15 protein-coding genes are annotated in these 15,586 nt (G+C 51.1%); all 15 read right to left on the bottom strand.

Annotated features, from left to right (window positions below):
* Positions 1-69: 69 nt before the first annotated feature.
* Positions 70-645, bottom strand: a complete 576-nt coding sequence (pduL, locus tag L1F29_RS12465; RefSeq protein WP_258388628.1) for a phosphate propanoyltransferase — start codon at positions 643-645, stop codon at positions 70-72.
* 122 nt (positions 646-767) lie between these two features.
* Complete coding sequence (locus L1F29_RS12460; RefSeq protein WP_258388627.1) at positions 768-1,634, bottom strand: 2-oxoacid:ferredoxin oxidoreductase subunit beta; 867 nt, start codon at positions 1,632-1,634, stop codon at positions 768-770.
* A gap of 1 nt (position 1,635) precedes the next feature.
* Positions 1,636-3,369, bottom strand: a complete 1,734-nt coding sequence (locus L1F29_RS12455; RefSeq protein ID WP_258388626.1) for a 2-oxoacid:acceptor oxidoreductase subunit alpha — start codon at positions 3,367-3,369, stop codon at positions 1,636-1,638.
* 189 nt (positions 3,370-3,558) lie between these two features.
* Positions 3,559-4,506 (bottom strand): dipeptidase, encoded by a 948-nt coding sequence (locus L1F29_RS12450; protein WP_258388625.1) that lies wholly within the window; start codon positions 4,504-4,506, stop codon positions 3,559-3,561.
* Between the two features lie 117 nt (positions 4,507-4,623).
* The gene (locus tag L1F29_RS12445) at positions 4,624-4,884 is read right to left on the bottom strand and encodes a stage V sporulation protein S (protein ID WP_025335291.1); all 261 of its coding nucleotides are present in this window, start codon (positions 4,882-4,884) and stop codon (positions 4,624-4,626) included.
* A gap of 138 nt (positions 4,885-5,022) precedes the next feature.
* The gene (locus tag L1F29_RS12440) at positions 5,023-5,817 is read right to left on the bottom strand and encodes a TIGR00282 family metallophosphoesterase (protein ID WP_258388624.1); all 795 of its coding nucleotides are present in this window, start codon (positions 5,815-5,817) and stop codon (positions 5,023-5,025) included.
* Positions 5,818-5,889: 72 nt separating this feature from the next.
* On the bottom strand, positions 5,890-7,431 hold the full coding sequence (rny, locus tag L1F29_RS12435; protein ID WP_258388623.1) for a ribonuclease Y: 1,542 nt from the start codon (positions 7,429-7,431) through the stop codon (positions 5,890-5,892).
* Between the two features lie 191 nt (positions 7,432-7,622).
* Positions 7,623-8,315, bottom strand: a complete 693-nt coding sequence (locus tag L1F29_RS12430) for a regulatory protein RecX (RefSeq protein ID WP_258388622.1) — start codon at positions 8,313-8,315, stop codon at positions 7,623-7,625.
* Between the two features lie 90 nt (positions 8,316-8,405).
* Entirely contained in the window at positions 8,406-9,467 is a 1,062-nt protein-coding gene (recA, locus tag L1F29_RS12425) for a recombinase RecA (RefSeq protein WP_309252393.1), read from the bottom strand.
* 242 nt (positions 9,468-9,709) lie between these two features.
* Positions 9,710-10,963 (bottom strand): competence/damage-inducible protein A, encoded by a 1,254-nt coding sequence (locus L1F29_RS12420; RefSeq protein WP_258388621.1) that lies wholly within the window; start codon positions 10,961-10,963, stop codon positions 9,710-9,712.
* Between the two features lie 78 nt (positions 10,964-11,041).
* Entirely contained in the window at positions 11,042-11,620 is a 579-nt protein-coding gene (pgsA, locus tag L1F29_RS12415; protein WP_258388620.1) for a CDP-diacylglycerol--glycerol-3-phosphate 3-phosphatidyltransferase, read from the bottom strand.
* Positions 11,617-12,945, bottom strand: a complete 1,329-nt coding sequence (gene rimO / locus L1F29_RS12410) for a 30S ribosomal protein S12 methylthiotransferase RimO (protein WP_258388619.1) — start codon at positions 12,943-12,945, stop codon at positions 11,617-11,619. The genes pgsA and rimO overlap by 4 nt, the downstream gene beginning before the upstream one ends.
* A gap of 136 nt (positions 12,946-13,081) precedes the next feature.
* Positions 13,082-13,573 carry a YajQ family cyclic di-GMP-binding protein gene (locus L1F29_RS12405; RefSeq protein WP_258388618.1) on the bottom strand — a complete coding sequence of 164 codons (492 nt, stop codon included), beginning with the start codon at positions 13,571-13,573 and terminating at the stop codon, positions 13,082-13,084.
* A 132-nt stretch (positions 13,574-13,705) separates the two neighbouring features.
* Positions 13,706-14,668, bottom strand: coding sequence for a helix-turn-helix domain-containing protein (locus tag L1F29_RS12400; protein ID WP_258388617.1), 963 nt, complete (start codon positions 14,666-14,668; stop codon positions 13,706-13,708).
* Positions 14,669-14,686: 18 nt separating this feature from the next.
* Entirely contained in the window at positions 14,687-15,448 is a 762-nt protein-coding gene (locus L1F29_RS12395) for a DUF3388 domain-containing protein (RefSeq protein WP_258388616.1), read from the bottom strand.
* Positions 15,449-15,586 lie beyond the last annotated feature (138 nt).

Here is a 15,586-nt window from a genome sequence, read left to right as displayed (position 1 = left end):
GCAGACAGAATGTTCTCTCACGAAACGCTGTTGTACCCGCACCGCGCTTTGTTAATTTTGTCGTTCAATCTATAAAGCTTCGATAATTTCGGCAGAATCGCCTGTTTTGGCGCCTGCAGCGTTAGCTTCATCCGTATCGATATGCATGTCGAGGGCGAAGTTCGGGGACACGCGTGCGACGACATTCTCCAAGATCAGTCCGCGTTCACCCTGGAGCCTGACCGTCAGACGCTGCTTATCCTCAATCCCCCAGCGCTCCGCATCGCTCGTATGAAAATGAATATGACGCGCTGCTACGATGACGCCTTCCTCGATCTTCACTTCACCCGCCGGACCTTTAATGGTAATCCCTGCAGAACCGGCTATATGACCGGATTCTCTGACCGGAGGATTGATTCCAAGGGAGAACGCATCCGTTCTGGAAACTTCCAGCTGCGTCTCTTTCCTTGCGGGACCTAATATTCGCACTTTGGAAAAGCTGCCTTTGGGACCGACCACTTCTACTGTCTCATTCGCTGCGAATTGACCGGGCTGAGAGAGTGGCTTCATCTCCGTAAGCTGAGCCCCTTTACCGAACAACTGCTCGACATGTTCACTGGATAAATGGATATGTCTTGCCGACACACCGACAGGTACGATTTTCATATGCAGTCTCCATCCTTTCTGGTTCCATCCCATTATAGCAATGAAATCGCAATGTTCAAAAACATAAAAAGGCATAGGGCCCGTTTGGTCCGTATGCCTTAATGGGTTTGAGCGGTACAGTCTTATTTAAACTCCGTCAGCAGTTTGTCAAACTGCTCCTGGGACATTTGGATATCCTGATTGGCAAGTCCTTGCTCGCCGAAACCGACTACGAGATCCTCGTAAGACTTCCGAACCGTGTCCTGGTAGATGAGTCCTGTCAGCATCCCGTTCGTCTCCATGATCTTATTCATGGCGGCAATACGGTTAGACGAATCGTAGTCAGGGAATTGGTCGAGGTTGACGATATTCTCCTTGAACCAGTCGTAAGTGTTCACTTTATTGAACGTTACGCACGGGCTGAATACGTTAATCAGCGAGAAGCCCTTGTGATTTAAGCCTGCTTCAATCAGTGCCGTCAGCTGCTTCAGGTCGCTCGAGAACGACTGCGCAACGAAAGTAGCGCCTGCTGACATCGCAATTTCAAGCGGAGACAGCGTCGACTCGATCGAACCTTCCGGTGTCGATTTGGTCTTGAACCCTTCCGCGCTGCGCGGTGAAGTCTGCCCTTTAGTTAAACCATAAATTTGGTTATCCATGACAATATACGTGATATCGAGATTGCGGCGGATCGCATGCACGGTGTGACCCATCCCGATCGCGAAGCCATCTCCGTCCCCGCCTGAAGCGATGACCGTAAGCTCGCGGTTAGCCAGCTTGACGCCCTGTGCGATCGGCAGCGCGCGGCCGTGAATGCCATGCAGGCCGTAAGCATTTATATAACCGGAAATACGTCCGGAACAACCGATCCCTGAGATTACCGCCAAACGTTCCGGCTCCAGTCCCACGTTCGCCGCGGCCCGTTGAATCGATGCCTGTACGGAGAAGTCGCCGCAGCCCGGGCACCAGTTCGGCTTCACGTTATTACGAAACTCTTTGAATGTTGCCATTTTAGTTCAGCTCCTTACAAGCTTTATACACTTCGGAAGGGAGGAACGGGTTGCCGTCGTACTTAAGCACGCTCTTGATTTTGTCCGCGCCGCCAGCATACAGCTTTACCTGGGAAGCAAGCTGACCCGTTGCATTGTTCTCAAGCACAATGACTTTCTTCGCCTTCGCAAGCTCCGCTTGAACGATATCCGTCGGGAACGGATGGATCTGACGAATGGTTATATGGTTCGTAAGCACATCGTCCGCACTCAAGCGTCTGCGCGCTTCATCGATCGTTCCGCCTGTCGAACCCATGCCGATGATCAGCAGATCGGCTTCTTTGTGAGGCGCGTCAACACGGACCGCATCGCGGATCGTTAATCCGTTCAGCTTGTTCAACCGTTTATCCATCATCTTCTGGCGGTTGACCGCATTCTCGGATGGCCGGCCTACCTCGTCGTGCTCAACGCCGGTTACATGGTGAATGCCGTTCTTATCACCAGGGAGAACGCGCGGCGATATGCCGTCTCCCGTGAATTCATACCGTTTGAAATATTGGTTCTCTTCCAGCGCAGGCAAGTCGCGAACGAGCTTGCCCCGTTTGATCGGAACTTCGTTCAGGTCCAGCGTATTGCAGGACTGCTTGCCCAGCGATAGCTGAAGATCCGTCATAATAATAACCGGAACTTGATATTCTTCCGCCAGGTTGAATGCTTCAATCGTATCGTAGAAGCAGTCTTCGATCGATGCGGGCGCAATTACGATCTTCGGTATTTCGCCATGCGTGCCGTACACCATCGCATTAAGGTCGGATTGCTCCTGCTTGGTCGGCAAGCCTGTTGACGGCCCCCCGCGCTGCGTATTCACGATAACGAGCGGAGTTTCCGTCATGCCCGCAAGTCCGATGGCTTCCATCATGAGCGCAAGACCGGGACCTGCAGACGCGGTCATGGTACGGACGCCGGCATAGTTAGCGCCGATCGCCATCGTAACCGCTGCGATTTCGTCTTCGGTCTGAACGACGGTTCCGCCGAATTTCGGCAGCTTCTTAATCAAATATTCCATGATTTCGGAAGCCGGCGTAATCGGATAAGCGGACATCAGACGGCAGCCGGCAGCAATTGAACCAAGCGCTATCGCTTCGTTCCCGATCATGAACAGCTTCTGCTTGCCGTCAGCCGGGTCGAGCTTGAATTCATCCAGCGGACCCCCGGCTTGCTCCAGCACAAACTCCGAGCCGCGCTTAACCGCCTCGATGTTCTTCTCTACGATTGCCGGACCCTTGCGGCCGAACTCTTCTTCCACTGCCTTGTTAAACACTTCGATAGGCAGTCCTAGAAGCGCCCAAGAAGCTCCGGATGCGACCATGTTCTTCATTAGCGAGGTCCCGAGCTCTTCCGCAATCGATGTGATAGGTACGGCAAACAGCTTCGCATTAACGCCTTCAGGCAGATTCGGATTGAACTTCGCGTCTGCAACGACGACGCCACCGGGGCGAAGCTCATGGGAATTCAAATCAATGCTCTCTTGGTCGAATGCGACCAGTATATCCAGATCATCGGATATGGCGCGAATCGGATTCGTGCTGATCCGAATTTTATTATTCGTGTGGCCGCCTTTAATACGGGATGAGAAATGACGATACCCGTACAAGTAATAGCCGAGCCGGTTCAATGCAGTTGAGAAGATACGGTCCGTACTTTCGACCCCTTCTCCCTGTTGTCCCCCGATCTTCCAAGACAATTGACTGATCAAAATAAACATCTCCTCTTTTTGACGAACATGCGATGTCTTCCGGCATCTTTTTTACCAAATAATAATATTTCTCAACAGTCAATTAAAATTTTATGACTGTAGATACTAAAAAGCAAGGTATAACCGTTATTTATACACATAGCGGTTTTCGATTGAACCCATATCAAAATGAGATTGAATTTGTCCGATTCAGCGCGGCAGATTATTTAATAGAAACCGATTCGCATTGCCGTGAAAGAACGAAGTCACCTGTTCGTCCGAGTACAGCTTCAGCAGCGTCTCTTCCAAATTCGAAAGTTCGCCCGGATTCGATAGTCCCTCCACATGGGTATCGATACCGTCGAAATCGGATCCGAACATGATATGCCTCTCTCCCCCAAGCTCGCATACATGCTCGATATGCTTGATTACATCCGCAACTTGCGCCGGCCGGCCTTTCACGATGAATGGCGGCACGAAGGTGATGCCTATTCTGCCGTCCATGGCAATTATAGCTCTTATTTGATCGTCGGTTAAGTTGCGAGGGTGATCGCAGACCGCCTTGGCGTTCGAATGCGATGCTATGAGCGGTTTATGAGTCCGGTTGACCATATCCCAGAACGACCGCTCGCTCAAATGAGAGACATCTAATAGTATACCCAATCTATTGCATTCTTCTACAAAGGCAAGCCCTTTTCCCGTTAAACCGCCCTGCCTAGGCTCCATTACCCCGTCCGCGCCCCAGTTCGCTTGATTCCATGTCAACCCTATCGCCCTGACGCCCAGCTCAAATAAGATGCGAAGCATGCCCAGGTTCCCCTGCAGACCGTCTGCGCCTTCCAATGACAGCATGGCGCCGATCTCTCCGCTATTCTGAATGCGCTCTATGTCTCCAGCCGTCTTAACAAATCGTATTCCGGGAACGGCGAGAATTTTTCTGTAAAATAAATCGATGCTTTGCAAAATGGGCGTCATCGATTTATCCATGCTATCCGGAATGTAAATCGCGAAGGTCTGGAGGCTGGCACCCGCTTGGCGAAGCCTCGTAAACGTAACATCCAGTTTACCTGTCTGGTCATCCAAAAAGCTCCGATTCCCTTGTTCAAGCAGCTTCCACAGCACATCGCAGTGAAAATCGACCGAGGACAGACTATTCATCGCGTTTCCTCCTTCATATGATATCGGTTTAATCGCTTACAGGCGCAAAAAAACCTGTTTACGACGACGTAAACAGGTTCAGCGTTCAAAGGGTTATGTTACGTTGGACGGGTAACGCTACCTTGGCTCGACGATGAGCTTGATTGCGGTCCGATCCTCTCCATCAATAACAATGTCCGTAAATGCCGGAATACAAATGAGATCCACCCCGCTGGGCGCCACAAATCCACGAGCTATGGCGACTGCTTTGATCGCTTGGTTCAACGCACCAGCCCCGATCGCCTGCAATTCTGCAGCACCGCGTTCACGCAGTACACCTGCAAGCGCCCCAGCAACGGAATTTGGATTGGATTTTGCTGAAACTTTTAAGACATCCATGGAAAGTACCTCCTCGGGAATGATGGATACCACTATTTAAATAGTATTCGAGAGCGGTAATAAAATTCCTGCTTTCTTCATGGAGACTATGCAAATATTTCCGAATTGTGAGAATTTTCAAAGTTTCATAACAATCGTTTACAGCATCAGCCAATCCGTTTCCGTCATGCGAATCTTTTGCGTACGCTTCGCTTTACCCGTTGCTTCGTCGATTTCAACAAGAATGGCGTGAACATGCCAGTCCCCTTCATCCACGACAAAACGGACAGGAAGCTGTGTCCTGAATTTGTGAATCACCGCGCCCCGCTCCATTCCAAGAACGCCTTCCTTTGAACCGCACATCCCTACATCCGTTAAGTATGCCGTTCCGCCCGGCAGAATCGTATCATCATTGGTTTGTACATGGGTATGGGTTCCGACGACCAATGATGCCCGTCCATCCAGGTACCAGCCCATTGCGATTTTCTCGGAGGTCGCCTCCGCATGGAAATCGACTAGAATGCATTTGGTTTTCGTGCGCAATTCATCGACGAGCTCATCCGCTTTGCGGAAGGGGCAATCGATCGGCGGCAGGAATACGCGCCCTTGTAAATTGACGATGGCCAGCTCTTTGCCGTTCGCCTTAATAATTGCGCTGCCACGTCCCGGCGCTTCTTCGGAGAAGTTCGCAGGCCTCACCATCCGCGGCTGATCATCGATCCATTCGAAAATGTCTTTGTTATCCCAAGTATGGTTGCCCATCGTGATTCCATGTATGCCTGATTCCAGCAGCTCCTTCACGATGGCGGATGTTATTCCGCGTCCAGCCGCAGCATTCTCGCCGTTCGCGATAATGATGTGCGGGTTGTATTTGCTCTGTAACGCCGGCAGCACTTTCTTCACGGCGGTGCGTCCGACATTGCCCACGATGTCGCCAATAAACAATACGTTCATACGATCTGTACCCTCTCTTACGACTAGAAAAGTGGCTGCATCGCAGCCACTTTACGAGTGTCGTTCTATTCATTATTTGGCGTATTCCACCGCACGGGTTTCACGAATGACGGTCACTTTAATATGTCCCGGATAATCGAGTTCATTCTCGATTTTCTTCGTGATATCGCGTGCAAGACGGAAAGCCTCCGTATCGTCGATTTTATCAGGCTGTACCATGACGCGAACCTCGCGGCCGGCCTGAATGGCATAGGATTTCTCCACGCCTTCGAAGGATTCGGTAATATCCTCGAGCTTCTCCAGACGTTTGATGTACGTCTCGAGCGTTTCTCTTCTAGCGCCCGGGCGAGCGGCTGACAAGGCATCAGCGGCGCCGACCAGCATGGCAATAACCGATGTTGCTTCGCAGTCCCCGTGATGGGATGCGATACTGTTAATGACAACCGGGTGCTCCTTGTACTTCTTGGCTAGCTCGACGCCGATTTCGACGTGAGAGCCTTCCACTTCGTGATCAAGCGCTTTGCCGATGTCGTGCAGCAATCCAGAGCGTTTCGCCAGGGTAACGTCTTCGCCAAGCTCGGCTGCCATCAAACCTGTCAAATAGGCAACTTCCATCGAATGCTTGAGCACGTTCTGCCCATAACTTGTCCGATACTTCAATCGGCCTAAAATTTTTATCAGATCTGGATGCAAACCGTGGACGCCAACCTCGAATGTCGCCTGTTCGCCGTACTCACGAATACGCTCGTCTACTTCTCTACGCGATTTCTCGACCATTTCTTCGATTCTTGCCGGGTGAATCCGTCCGTCCGCAACCAGCTTCTCCAGCGACGTACGTGCGATTTCGCGGCGAATCGGATCGAATCCGGACAATATGACCGCTTCCGGTGTATCGTCGATGATGAGATCGATACCGGTCAACGTCTCCAATGCGCGAATATTACGGCCTTCACGCCCGATGATACGGCCTTTCATTTCTTCGTTAGGCAATGCCACTACCGATACGGTCGTTTCCGCTACATGATCTGCCGCACAACGCTGAATGGCCAGCGAGATGATGTCGCGCGCTTTTTTATCCGCTTCTTCTTTGGCTTGCTGCTCGATTTCTTTAATCATTTGCGCCGTCTCGTGTCTGACTTCCTGTTCAACGCTCTGCAGAATGATCTGCTTCGCGTCTTCCATCGTCAAGTTCGAAATGCGCTCCAACTCGCTAAGCTGCTGCTTATAGAGTGAATCGATCTGTTCTTGCGTTTCCTCGATCCGCTTCTCTTTGTTGGCCACTTGTTCTTCTTTGCGCTCCAGCGCTTCTATTTTCTTATCCAACGACTCTTCTTTCTGAACCAGTCGTCTCTCAAGTCGCTGTACCTCATTACGACGTTCGCGAATGTCCTTCTCGGCCTCAGTACGGATCTTGTGGACTTCATCTTTCGCTTCGAGAACCGTTTCTTTCTTCTGCGCTTCTGCTTCCTTCTTCGCGTTGTCAACAATTTGACTCGCAGCTTGCTCAGCGCTTGAAATCTTGGCCTCAGCGATCGACTTTCGAATAAAATAGCCTAGCACAAAGAAAATCAAACCAACAAGGACCGTGATCGGGAGCCAGATATACCACTGCATCTTCTCACCTCCTCGTTGCTTTCACCAAGTCAAACGCTTGGGACATATTTGGTTTTCAGCCGGGTTTTTAATCCGATTTTCATCAATCAACCATTTTTTCGTGAAAAAAATTTAATGATCTTGAATCAATTTTTGGAAGGAAAATCGATTCAATAAAGAAGAATACAGACTCATTTTATCTTTTGTGAAAATCAATTGTCAAGCATATGCCACTCTTCGGCTAACTCTTCTTGTGTAATTGCAGCCTGAATAGCCTCTTTCACGATGCTGCCGGGAAAGCCTCTGCGCAGTAAAAATGTGGCTAGCTTGCGCTTTCGATCGATGGGTTCGCCCTTGATATAGGGCCATTTCTTACATGCCGCGCGAATCGCAGCTTCCGCTTCCTCCGTCTTATCGATCCGCTTGAGGGCTTCTTGAACCGTCTCTTTGGGAATACCGCGCTGTCTTAGCTCCTGCTGCAGCAAGAGCCGTCCCTTCATGTGGTTGCGCACCCGTTCGGAAGCAAATTGCTTGGCGAAGGCCGCGTCATTGACAAATCCCTCTTGAATGAGACGCTGGATCGCTTTCTCGCTCGACTCTTCATCGATCCCTTTACGCGACAAATAACGTGCGATTTCCTTATGCGTCCGCTGCCGGGCACCCAAGTAGACCAATCCAAGCGCATAAGCGCGGTGCTGCGTGTCTTCCTCGATAATCTGCTTCAGCTCATCGGTATGAATCTCGCGCCCCTTAAGCAATCGGAAGCGGATCATAATATCCTCATGAACCGTCAAGTACGGTTCTTCCTGGCCGTTATTGACGAATAACTGATACCGGTAACGTTCCTTGCGGTCCTGTTCCACCGCTGTTATCGTCAGCATTCCATCTTGCTGCCCATCCTTCATTCGTGTTCAGCCTCCCCCTTCATACACGTAGAAACAGAGAAAAGCACCTTTACAGGTGCTTTGAATCCCTTGGTCCCGACGAAACCGGACTTAATTCAATTCGAGTTCCAATTCGTCCTCGTCTTCATCGTCATCATTGCTGAATGCTGCGCTGTTCAATGCACCAGCAGCAAGGTTATTGGCATCGCGAATCTGTTGTTCAATGGTATCGCTAATCTCCGGATGATCCTTCAAGAACTGCTTCGCATTCTCGCGGCCTTGTCCCAAACGGTCGCCGTTGTACGAGAACCAGGCGCCGCTCTTCTGAACAATGTCCATCTCGACCCCGATATCGACGATGCTGCCTTCCTTGGAGATGCCTTCGCCGTACATGATATCCACTTCCGCTTGCTTGAACGGAGGTGCTACCTTGTTCTTGACGACCTTGATCCGCGTCCGGTTGCCGACCATGTCGTTCCCCTGTTTAATCGACTCGACCCGACGTACGTCGAGCCGGACGCTGGAATAGAACTTCAATGCGCGGCCGCCCGGCGTTGTCTCCGGATTGCCGAACATAACCCCAACCTTCTCACGCAGCTGGTTGATGAAAATCGCGATTGTCTTGGATTTGCTGATGGCACCGGAAAGCTTGCGAAGTGCTTGCGACATCAGCCGGGCTTGCAGACCGACGTGGGAATCGCCCATCTCGCCTTCAATCTCCGCCTTCGGTACCAGAGCCGCGACGGAGTCTACTACGATAATATCGACCGCGCCGCTGCGTACAAGAGCCTCAGCGATCTCTAGCGCTTGTTCGCCCGTGTCCGGCTGCGAGAGCAGCAGTTCATCAATGTTGACGCCCAGCTTACTCGCATAAAGCGGGTCAAGCGCATGCTCCGCATCGATAAATGCAGCTTGTCCACCATTGCGCTGCACTTGTGCGATCGCGTGAAGCGCGACGGTTGTTTTACCGGATGATTCCGGTCCATAAATCTCAATAATGCGGCCCTTCGGATATCCGCCGATTCCAAGAGCAATATCTAATGCGAGTGATCCGCTGGATGCAATTTCGACTTGCATGTTAGCAGATTCACCGAGCTTCATAACCGAACCTTTACCAAATTGTTTCTCGATCTGACGTAGAGCCATCTCGAGAGCTGCGCGACGATCTGACAACGCATCCACTTCCTTCACGGTTATTATTTATACATTCATGATACCTTGTTTTTCTTCCGTTGACAAGACTTTTTACGAACATATATTCTTATCCCTTGTTTCTCATTGGCCAATGAGCAAAAAAAGAACCGCAGCAAAGTATTCTTCGCCACGGTTCTTCCGTCAACTAAGTACGATTATAGACGAAGTCCGCTCTTTCGACAAGCCTTATTTCATACCTAGGCCTTCTGTCCATGCAGCTGTCAACTATTGTCCACAAGCTCCAGCCACAGCCGGTAGAGTGCCGACTTCGCCGCCCGCAAGCGGATCATCTCCCTGCTGCCGCTCAAGTGGATGGTGTGAACGGCAGGAGGCATGCCTGGCCTCGCGATCCCGATATGCACGAGCCCGACCGGCTTGCCTTCCGATTCGGAAGGGCCAGCCACACCGGTGAGCGATATTCCGAAATCGCTGCCTGTCCGTTCTCTTACCCGCTCCGCCATCAAGGCGGCCGTCGAATCGCTGATTGCCCCCGGCGCTCCGGTGCCTTCCAGCTGCGACATTGGAATGCCCAACAGCTTATGCTTCATCATGTTCGTGTACGTGACTACTCCGCCGACAAACTCGCCGCTGCTTCCGGGTACGTTCGTCACAAGCTCGGCCAGAAGGCCTCCCGTGCAGCTCTCAGCGCTTGAGAGCTTGCGCCCCGATGCCCGCAGCAGGCGAATGACCGCCGCCTCCAGAGGGATGTCTTCGCGCGCATAGAGATGCTTGCCTACGATCTGATTAATTTGTTCCTCGGTCCGGTCCAGCTTTGCGTTCGCTTCTTGCTCCGACTGCGATTTGGTCGATAGCCGGATCGCCACTTCGCCTTCATTCGCATAGGGCGCTATCGTGGGATCGGACTGAGCATCGATCAAATCGATCAGCTTCTGTTCCAGGCTGGATTCTCCGATACCGGCAAATTTCAATATTCTGGAGAACAGCCTGTGCGTATCGCCCGCGACGGAACGCAGCCATGTCTTGCCGGGTCCGTCGAACATCGGCTTCATTTCGCGGGGCGGTCCAGGCAGAAGCATGTAATGGGTGCCATCGGCCGTTAGCCCGTCGCCAACCGCCAGTCCGGCTTCATTCTTAAGCGGAACGGACCCTTCAATCATATGCGCTTGCCTGCGGTTGCTTTCCACCATATGTATGCCGCGCGAAGAGAAAATCGATTCGATTTTTTCCATGGACGGTTGATGGATGACGATCGGGCGGTTTAAATAAGCGGCCAGCGCATCCTTGGTCAGATCGTCCTGCGTCGGGCCGAGTCCCCCCGTGAACACGATCAAATCAGCTCGTGACCGGGCCAGCTCGATGGCCTGGCTGATCCTTGCCGCATTATCGCCAACAACGGTTTGAAAATAGACATCGATTCCCATTTCAGCAAGCCCCTGCGACAAATAAGTCGCATTCGTATTGACGATTTGGCCGAGCAGCAGCTCGGTTCCGACTGCAATAATTTCAGCTCGCATAATACAACTCCAATCGCAGGATGAATGAAAGCATCATCCCTTCGAATCAGGAATGATGCTTTATGAACGAACGAGAGCTCATTCTGACAAAGGAATGAGGTTTTTGTTTTTGACGAAATAATCCACACCTGAGTAAACCGTAATCAACGCAGCAGCCCAGCTGGCGACAAGGTCGAAACGGAAATCCACAAGGGCAAACGGGAAATTGTTAATCAGCAGTGCAATAATCATCGTGATCTGAACGGCTGTTTTCCATTTTCCCCACTTCGAAGCGGCAAGCACGCGGCCTTCCAGCAGCGCAATTTGTCTGAGGCCTGTTACGGCAAATTCCCGGCTGATGATCACGATTGCGATCCATGCATCCACCTTGTCCATTTCAACAAGAGAAATAAGCACCGCCGCTACAAGCAGCTTGTCCGCAAGCGGATCAAGCAGCTTGCCAAGGTTCGTAACGATTTTGTTCTTGCGTGCGATATACCCGTCAAGCCCGTCGGTACTGGCGGCAACGATAAAGATAAGCGCCGCCAGGATCTGATTCCACGTAATGGAGAAGTCCGAGAATGTAAGCGGCTTGAGGTTCACATTGATCAACAGCAGAAACATGATGATCGGTACTAAAAAAATTCGGGCGAGTGTTATTTTGTTAGCTAAATTCACGAGAGCCCCTCCCCGGACATATCAAATTCATAGGCGTGCGTTACCCGCACCTTCTGAATTTCACCGATTCCCGCTTGACAATTCGATATGAAGACTTCGCCATCAATCTCCGGGGCATCATATTCTGAACGCCCGATATAGACATCACTGCGCCCGTCATATCGCTCGACAAGCACGTCGATTTCGCGTCCTATATATTTGCTGCTATTATATTTCGATACATCGCGCTGTATTTCCATTAGCGTGTTCGAACGCCATTCCTTCACGTCGTCCGGTACGTGATTCGGCAACCGTACAGCCGGCGTATCCTCCTCTGAGGAGTATGTAAAGACACCTAAACGATCAAATTTGATCTCCCGGACAAAATCGCACAGCCGGTTGAAATCTTCTTCCGTTTCACCCGGGAAACCGACAATAATCGATGTGCGAAGCGCGACATCCGGAATACGGGTTCGAATCTTGTTAATGAGCTCGCGGGCATCTTGCTGCCGTCCCGGGCGGCGCATCCGCTTGAGTATGATATCTTCGCTGTGCTGAAGCGGCATATCGATATATTTGCAGATCTTCGGATTAACCGCTATCGTCTCGATCAATTCATCCGTGAAGAAGCCTGGGTACGCATAATGCAGCCGAACCCATGCGATTCCTTCGACCTCGCTCACCCGGTTAAGGAGCTCGGGCAGCATGAATGCATCGTACAGATCCGTTCCGTAATTCGTCGAATCCTGTGCGATCAAGCTGACTTCCCTCACGCCTTGCGATGCTAGCAGCTCAACTTCTGCCACGATGGACTCAATCGAGCGGCTGCGGAACTTACCGCGCATAATCGGGATCGAACAAAATGTGCAAGCATTGTCGCAGCCTTCCGCTATCTTGACATAAGCCGTATATCGCGGGGTTGTTACGAGCCTTGGAAGCTTCTGATCATAGTCGAAAGCAGGATTGCCGACCTTCATCGGCTTCTTGCCGTTCAGCGCTTCGTCGACAATCGTATTGATGTGATGAAAATCGCCGGTACCGACAATTCCGTCGATTTCGGGCATTTCGTCCATCAGCTGCTGCTTGTAACGCTGCGTTAGACAGCCGGATACGATAAGCGCCTTCAGACGTCCGGTCTGCTTATACTCCGCCATATCGAGAATGGTGTTCACCGATTCTTCCTTGGCCGCATCGATAAACCCGCATGTGTTCACTATAATGACAGTCGCATCGTCAGCCTGCTCGACAAGCTGATATCCGCGTTCATGGATGAGTCCAGACATGATCTCGGAATCAACCATGTTCTTCTCGCAGCCTAGTGTTACCACTTTAACTCGTTCTGTCATGGTCCCAAAAACTCCTCCGAAAAGCTACTTTTTTCAGTATAATACAAGGCCTATACAGTGTCAAAACAGCGAAAGTCCTGTTCTGAATCAAATACAAGTCGTGGAGAGGGCCTTATGATTGTGCACGTGCAAGATACTAGCGAAAGTTCATAAACTGCAAATCGATCGGCAGCTCGGCGCCGCGCAGCAGTGTCATGACGGCTTGCAAATCGTCCTTGCTTTTACCTGTAACCCGGATTTGATCGCCCTGAATTTGGCTCTTAACTTTAAGCTTCGAGTCCCGGATCAGGATGTTGATCTTCTTGGAGATGTCCTGCTCGATGCCCTGTCTGAGCTTAATCCGCTGTCTGACCGTTTGAGAAGCTGCAGGCTCGACTTTGCCATAGTCCAGGTTCTTGGTCGGAACCCCGCGTTTAATCATCTTCGAGGTCAAAATATCGATCACGTTCTTAAGCTTCAGCTCATCGTCGGATACGATGAGAAGCTCGCCCTTGTCCAGTTCGATGGTGCTCTTGCTGTTCTTAAAATCGAAGCGTGTTTCGATTTCACGTTCTGCCTGTATAATGGCGTTCGACAACTCCTGCATATCGACCTTCGATACTATGTCGAATGAATTCTCTGAGCTCATGTATTAACGACACCCTTTCCATCTCTTTCATGTCACGTATTATAACCGATCTTCACGCACAAGAAAAGGCACACCCCCAAGTCATCTTGGCTGGAATGCCTTATCCCGTCGTTCCCTGCGTATGATAGCTATCTATTGGTTCGTTACGGCGTCTGAATTCGATGTATCTGTCCCCGCCGTATCGGTTCCCGTATTTTGACCCGTTCCTGTGTCCGTACCGGTTGATTCGGCCGGATCAAGCTGCATCTTGCGGGAGCCTTTCTTGTTGCCGTCATCGATCGGCGCACCGTCAATCGTAACCTCGACCATATTCGCATGCGCGATATTGATATAGACCGGAACGGTAACATCGACCGATACCGATTCTCCGTCCTTCAACGTTTGCGTGAGCAAATACTTGCCACCCACATTTTTCTCGCTTACGCCGACCCAGCTGCTTCCTCCAGCGACCTTCAGTTCAATCTTATGCGTGCCGGCAGCAGGCGAAACTTCATAATAATTCGTTTTGCCGGTTGACCGAATGAACGTTACTGTTGTCGCAGGCGGCGTTACAGGAGGTTCGGGATCGGGTGTAACGTTCCCCGGATCCGGCGTATTGGTTTGACCGTCCGTACCCGGTGTTGTCTTATCTTTATTCTCTTCCGGCAGCTTCGCCTCATCGGTGATCTTGGTTTCGTCATCGGCCGTATCCACTTTCTTATTAACAGGATTGTTAATGTAGAATACGTACACAATAACGACGATCAGAATGAAGAACAGCCACATGAGCGAACGGAATCCCCATCGGCTCCATCGATCCGAGCTTTGCGCTTGGGCTCGGCGTGGACGCTGAACGGTTTCGACGACCGGCTCGGGCGCAGCGTGGGGAATCTCTTTCTGATATAAGCGGAGCACTTCATCGGCATCCAGCCCGACATTCTCCGCATAGTTTTTGACAAAGGCGCGCACGTAGAAGCTTCCTGGCAGGACAGCGTAGTTCCCTTCCTCGATCGCTTCCAAATAACGCTTTCGTATTTTGGTTAAATCTTGAATATCTTCAAGCGATAAACCGCGCTGCTCACGGGCTTTGCGGAGCAATGCGCCTAAATCCGACATGACCACACCTCCCTTGGTTTACAATTCGTTATAGTTAACCGTAAAGTCGAAGTTGATTTCTTCTTCCGGCGTGTTGCGAAGCTCGATAATATAATCAAAAGTACTGAGATCGTATTGGGATTCTTGTATAAAAATATCCGGGTGCTCGATCACCTTCGTGGAAGGCATCGCCATGATTTCTTGCAGCAGCGCATGGTGCTTCTCGTTCGAGCGTACCGTGCTGACAATTCCGTCAATGATGAATATATTATTCGCATTCATCTCTTCATGAGATAGCTGGCTGCGGACGGTTTGACGAAGAAGCGTCGACGATACGAACGTCCAGCGCTTGTTCGAGCAGACGCTGCCCGCGATAATGGATTCCGTCTTGCCGACACGCGGCATGCCGCGCAGCCCGATCACCTGATTGCCGTCCCTCTTGAACACTTCGCCCAGGAAATCGACGAGCAAGCCCAACTCGTCCCGTGTAAAGCGGAACGTCTTCCGGTCATCCGAGTCCCGCTCGATGTACCTTCCATGCCGTACGGCCAATATATCGACCAGCTTCGGTTCCCGAAGCTTCGTAACCGTAATATTATCGACCTTCTGGAGCATTCTGCCGAGTACTTCGATCTTCTCGTCGTCATTGGTTTGGAGAAGCATGCCGCGCGTCCGGTTCTCCACGCCGTTGATCGTCAAAATGTTTACTTCGAGCATCCCGAGCAGGGACGCGACGTCACCGAGCAAGCCCGGCCGGTTCTTATGTATCCGATATTCCATATACCACTGTTTGTATTCCATGAGACACCCCGTTCTAGGGAATTTGATCCCTACATCCGCTATTACATTTAGAAAGATTATTCTACAATATTCGTCATAATCCTGCAATGTGATTCAGGAAAACATTGCAGAAAAGCCTCCATTTGGGAGGCTTTTCGC

Source organism: Paenibacillus spongiae (genome assembly GCF_024734895.1).
In the GTDB taxonomy this organism is placed as follows: domain Bacteria; phylum Bacillota; class Bacilli; order Paenibacillales; family Paenibacillaceae; genus Paenibacillus_Z; species Paenibacillus_Z spongiae.
This window is presented reverse-complemented; position numbering and strand designations above follow the sequence as displayed.

Excerpts from the sequence above, each read along its gene's own strand:
- L1F29_RS12440 (WP_258388624.1), bottom strand. The coding sequence starts at position 5,817 with ATGAACGTATTGTTTATTGGCGACATCGTGGGCAATGTCGGACGCACC.
- L1F29_RS12395 (WP_258388616.1), bottom strand. The coding sequence starts at position 15,448 with ATGGAATACAAACAGTGGTATATGGAATATCGGATACATAAGAACCGG.
- L1F29_RS12400 (WP_258388617.1), bottom strand. The coding sequence starts at position 14,668 with ATGTCGGATTTAGGCGCATTGCTCCGCAAAGCCCGTGAGCAGCGCGGT.
- pduL (WP_258388628.1), bottom strand. The coding sequence starts at position 645 with ATGAAAATCGTACCTGTCGGTGTGTCGGCAAGACATATCCATTTATCC.
- L1F29_RS12460 (WP_258388627.1), bottom strand. The coding sequence starts at position 1,634 with ATGGCAACATTCAAAGAGTTTCGTAATAACGTGAAGCCGAACTGGTGC.
- rimO (WP_258388619.1), bottom strand. The coding sequence starts at position 12,945 with ATGACAGAACGAGTTAAAGTGGTAACACTAGGCTGCGAGAAGAACATG.
- L1F29_RS12450 (WP_258388625.1), bottom strand. The coding sequence starts at position 4,506 with ATGAATAGTCTGTCCTCGGTCGATTTTCACTGCGATGTGCTGTGGAAG.
- L1F29_RS12430 (WP_258388622.1), bottom strand. The coding sequence starts at position 8,315 with ATGAAGGATGGGCAGCAAGATGGAATGCTGACGATAACAGCGGTGGAA.
- L1F29_RS12445 (WP_025335291.1), bottom strand. The coding sequence starts at position 4,884 with ATGGATGTCTTAAAAGTTTCAGCAAAATCCAATCCAAATTCCGTTGCT.
- rny (WP_258388623.1), bottom strand. The coding sequence starts at position 7,431 with ATGCAGTGGTATATCTGGCTCCCGATCACGGTCCTTGTTGGTTTGATT.
- L1F29_RS12405 (WP_258388618.1), bottom strand. The coding sequence starts at position 13,573 with ATGAGCTCAGAGAATTCATTCGACATAGTATCGAAGGTCGATATGCAG.
- L1F29_RS12420 (WP_258388621.1), bottom strand. The coding sequence starts at position 10,963 with ATGCGAGCTGAAATTATTGCAGTCGGAACCGAGCTGCTGCTCGGCCAA.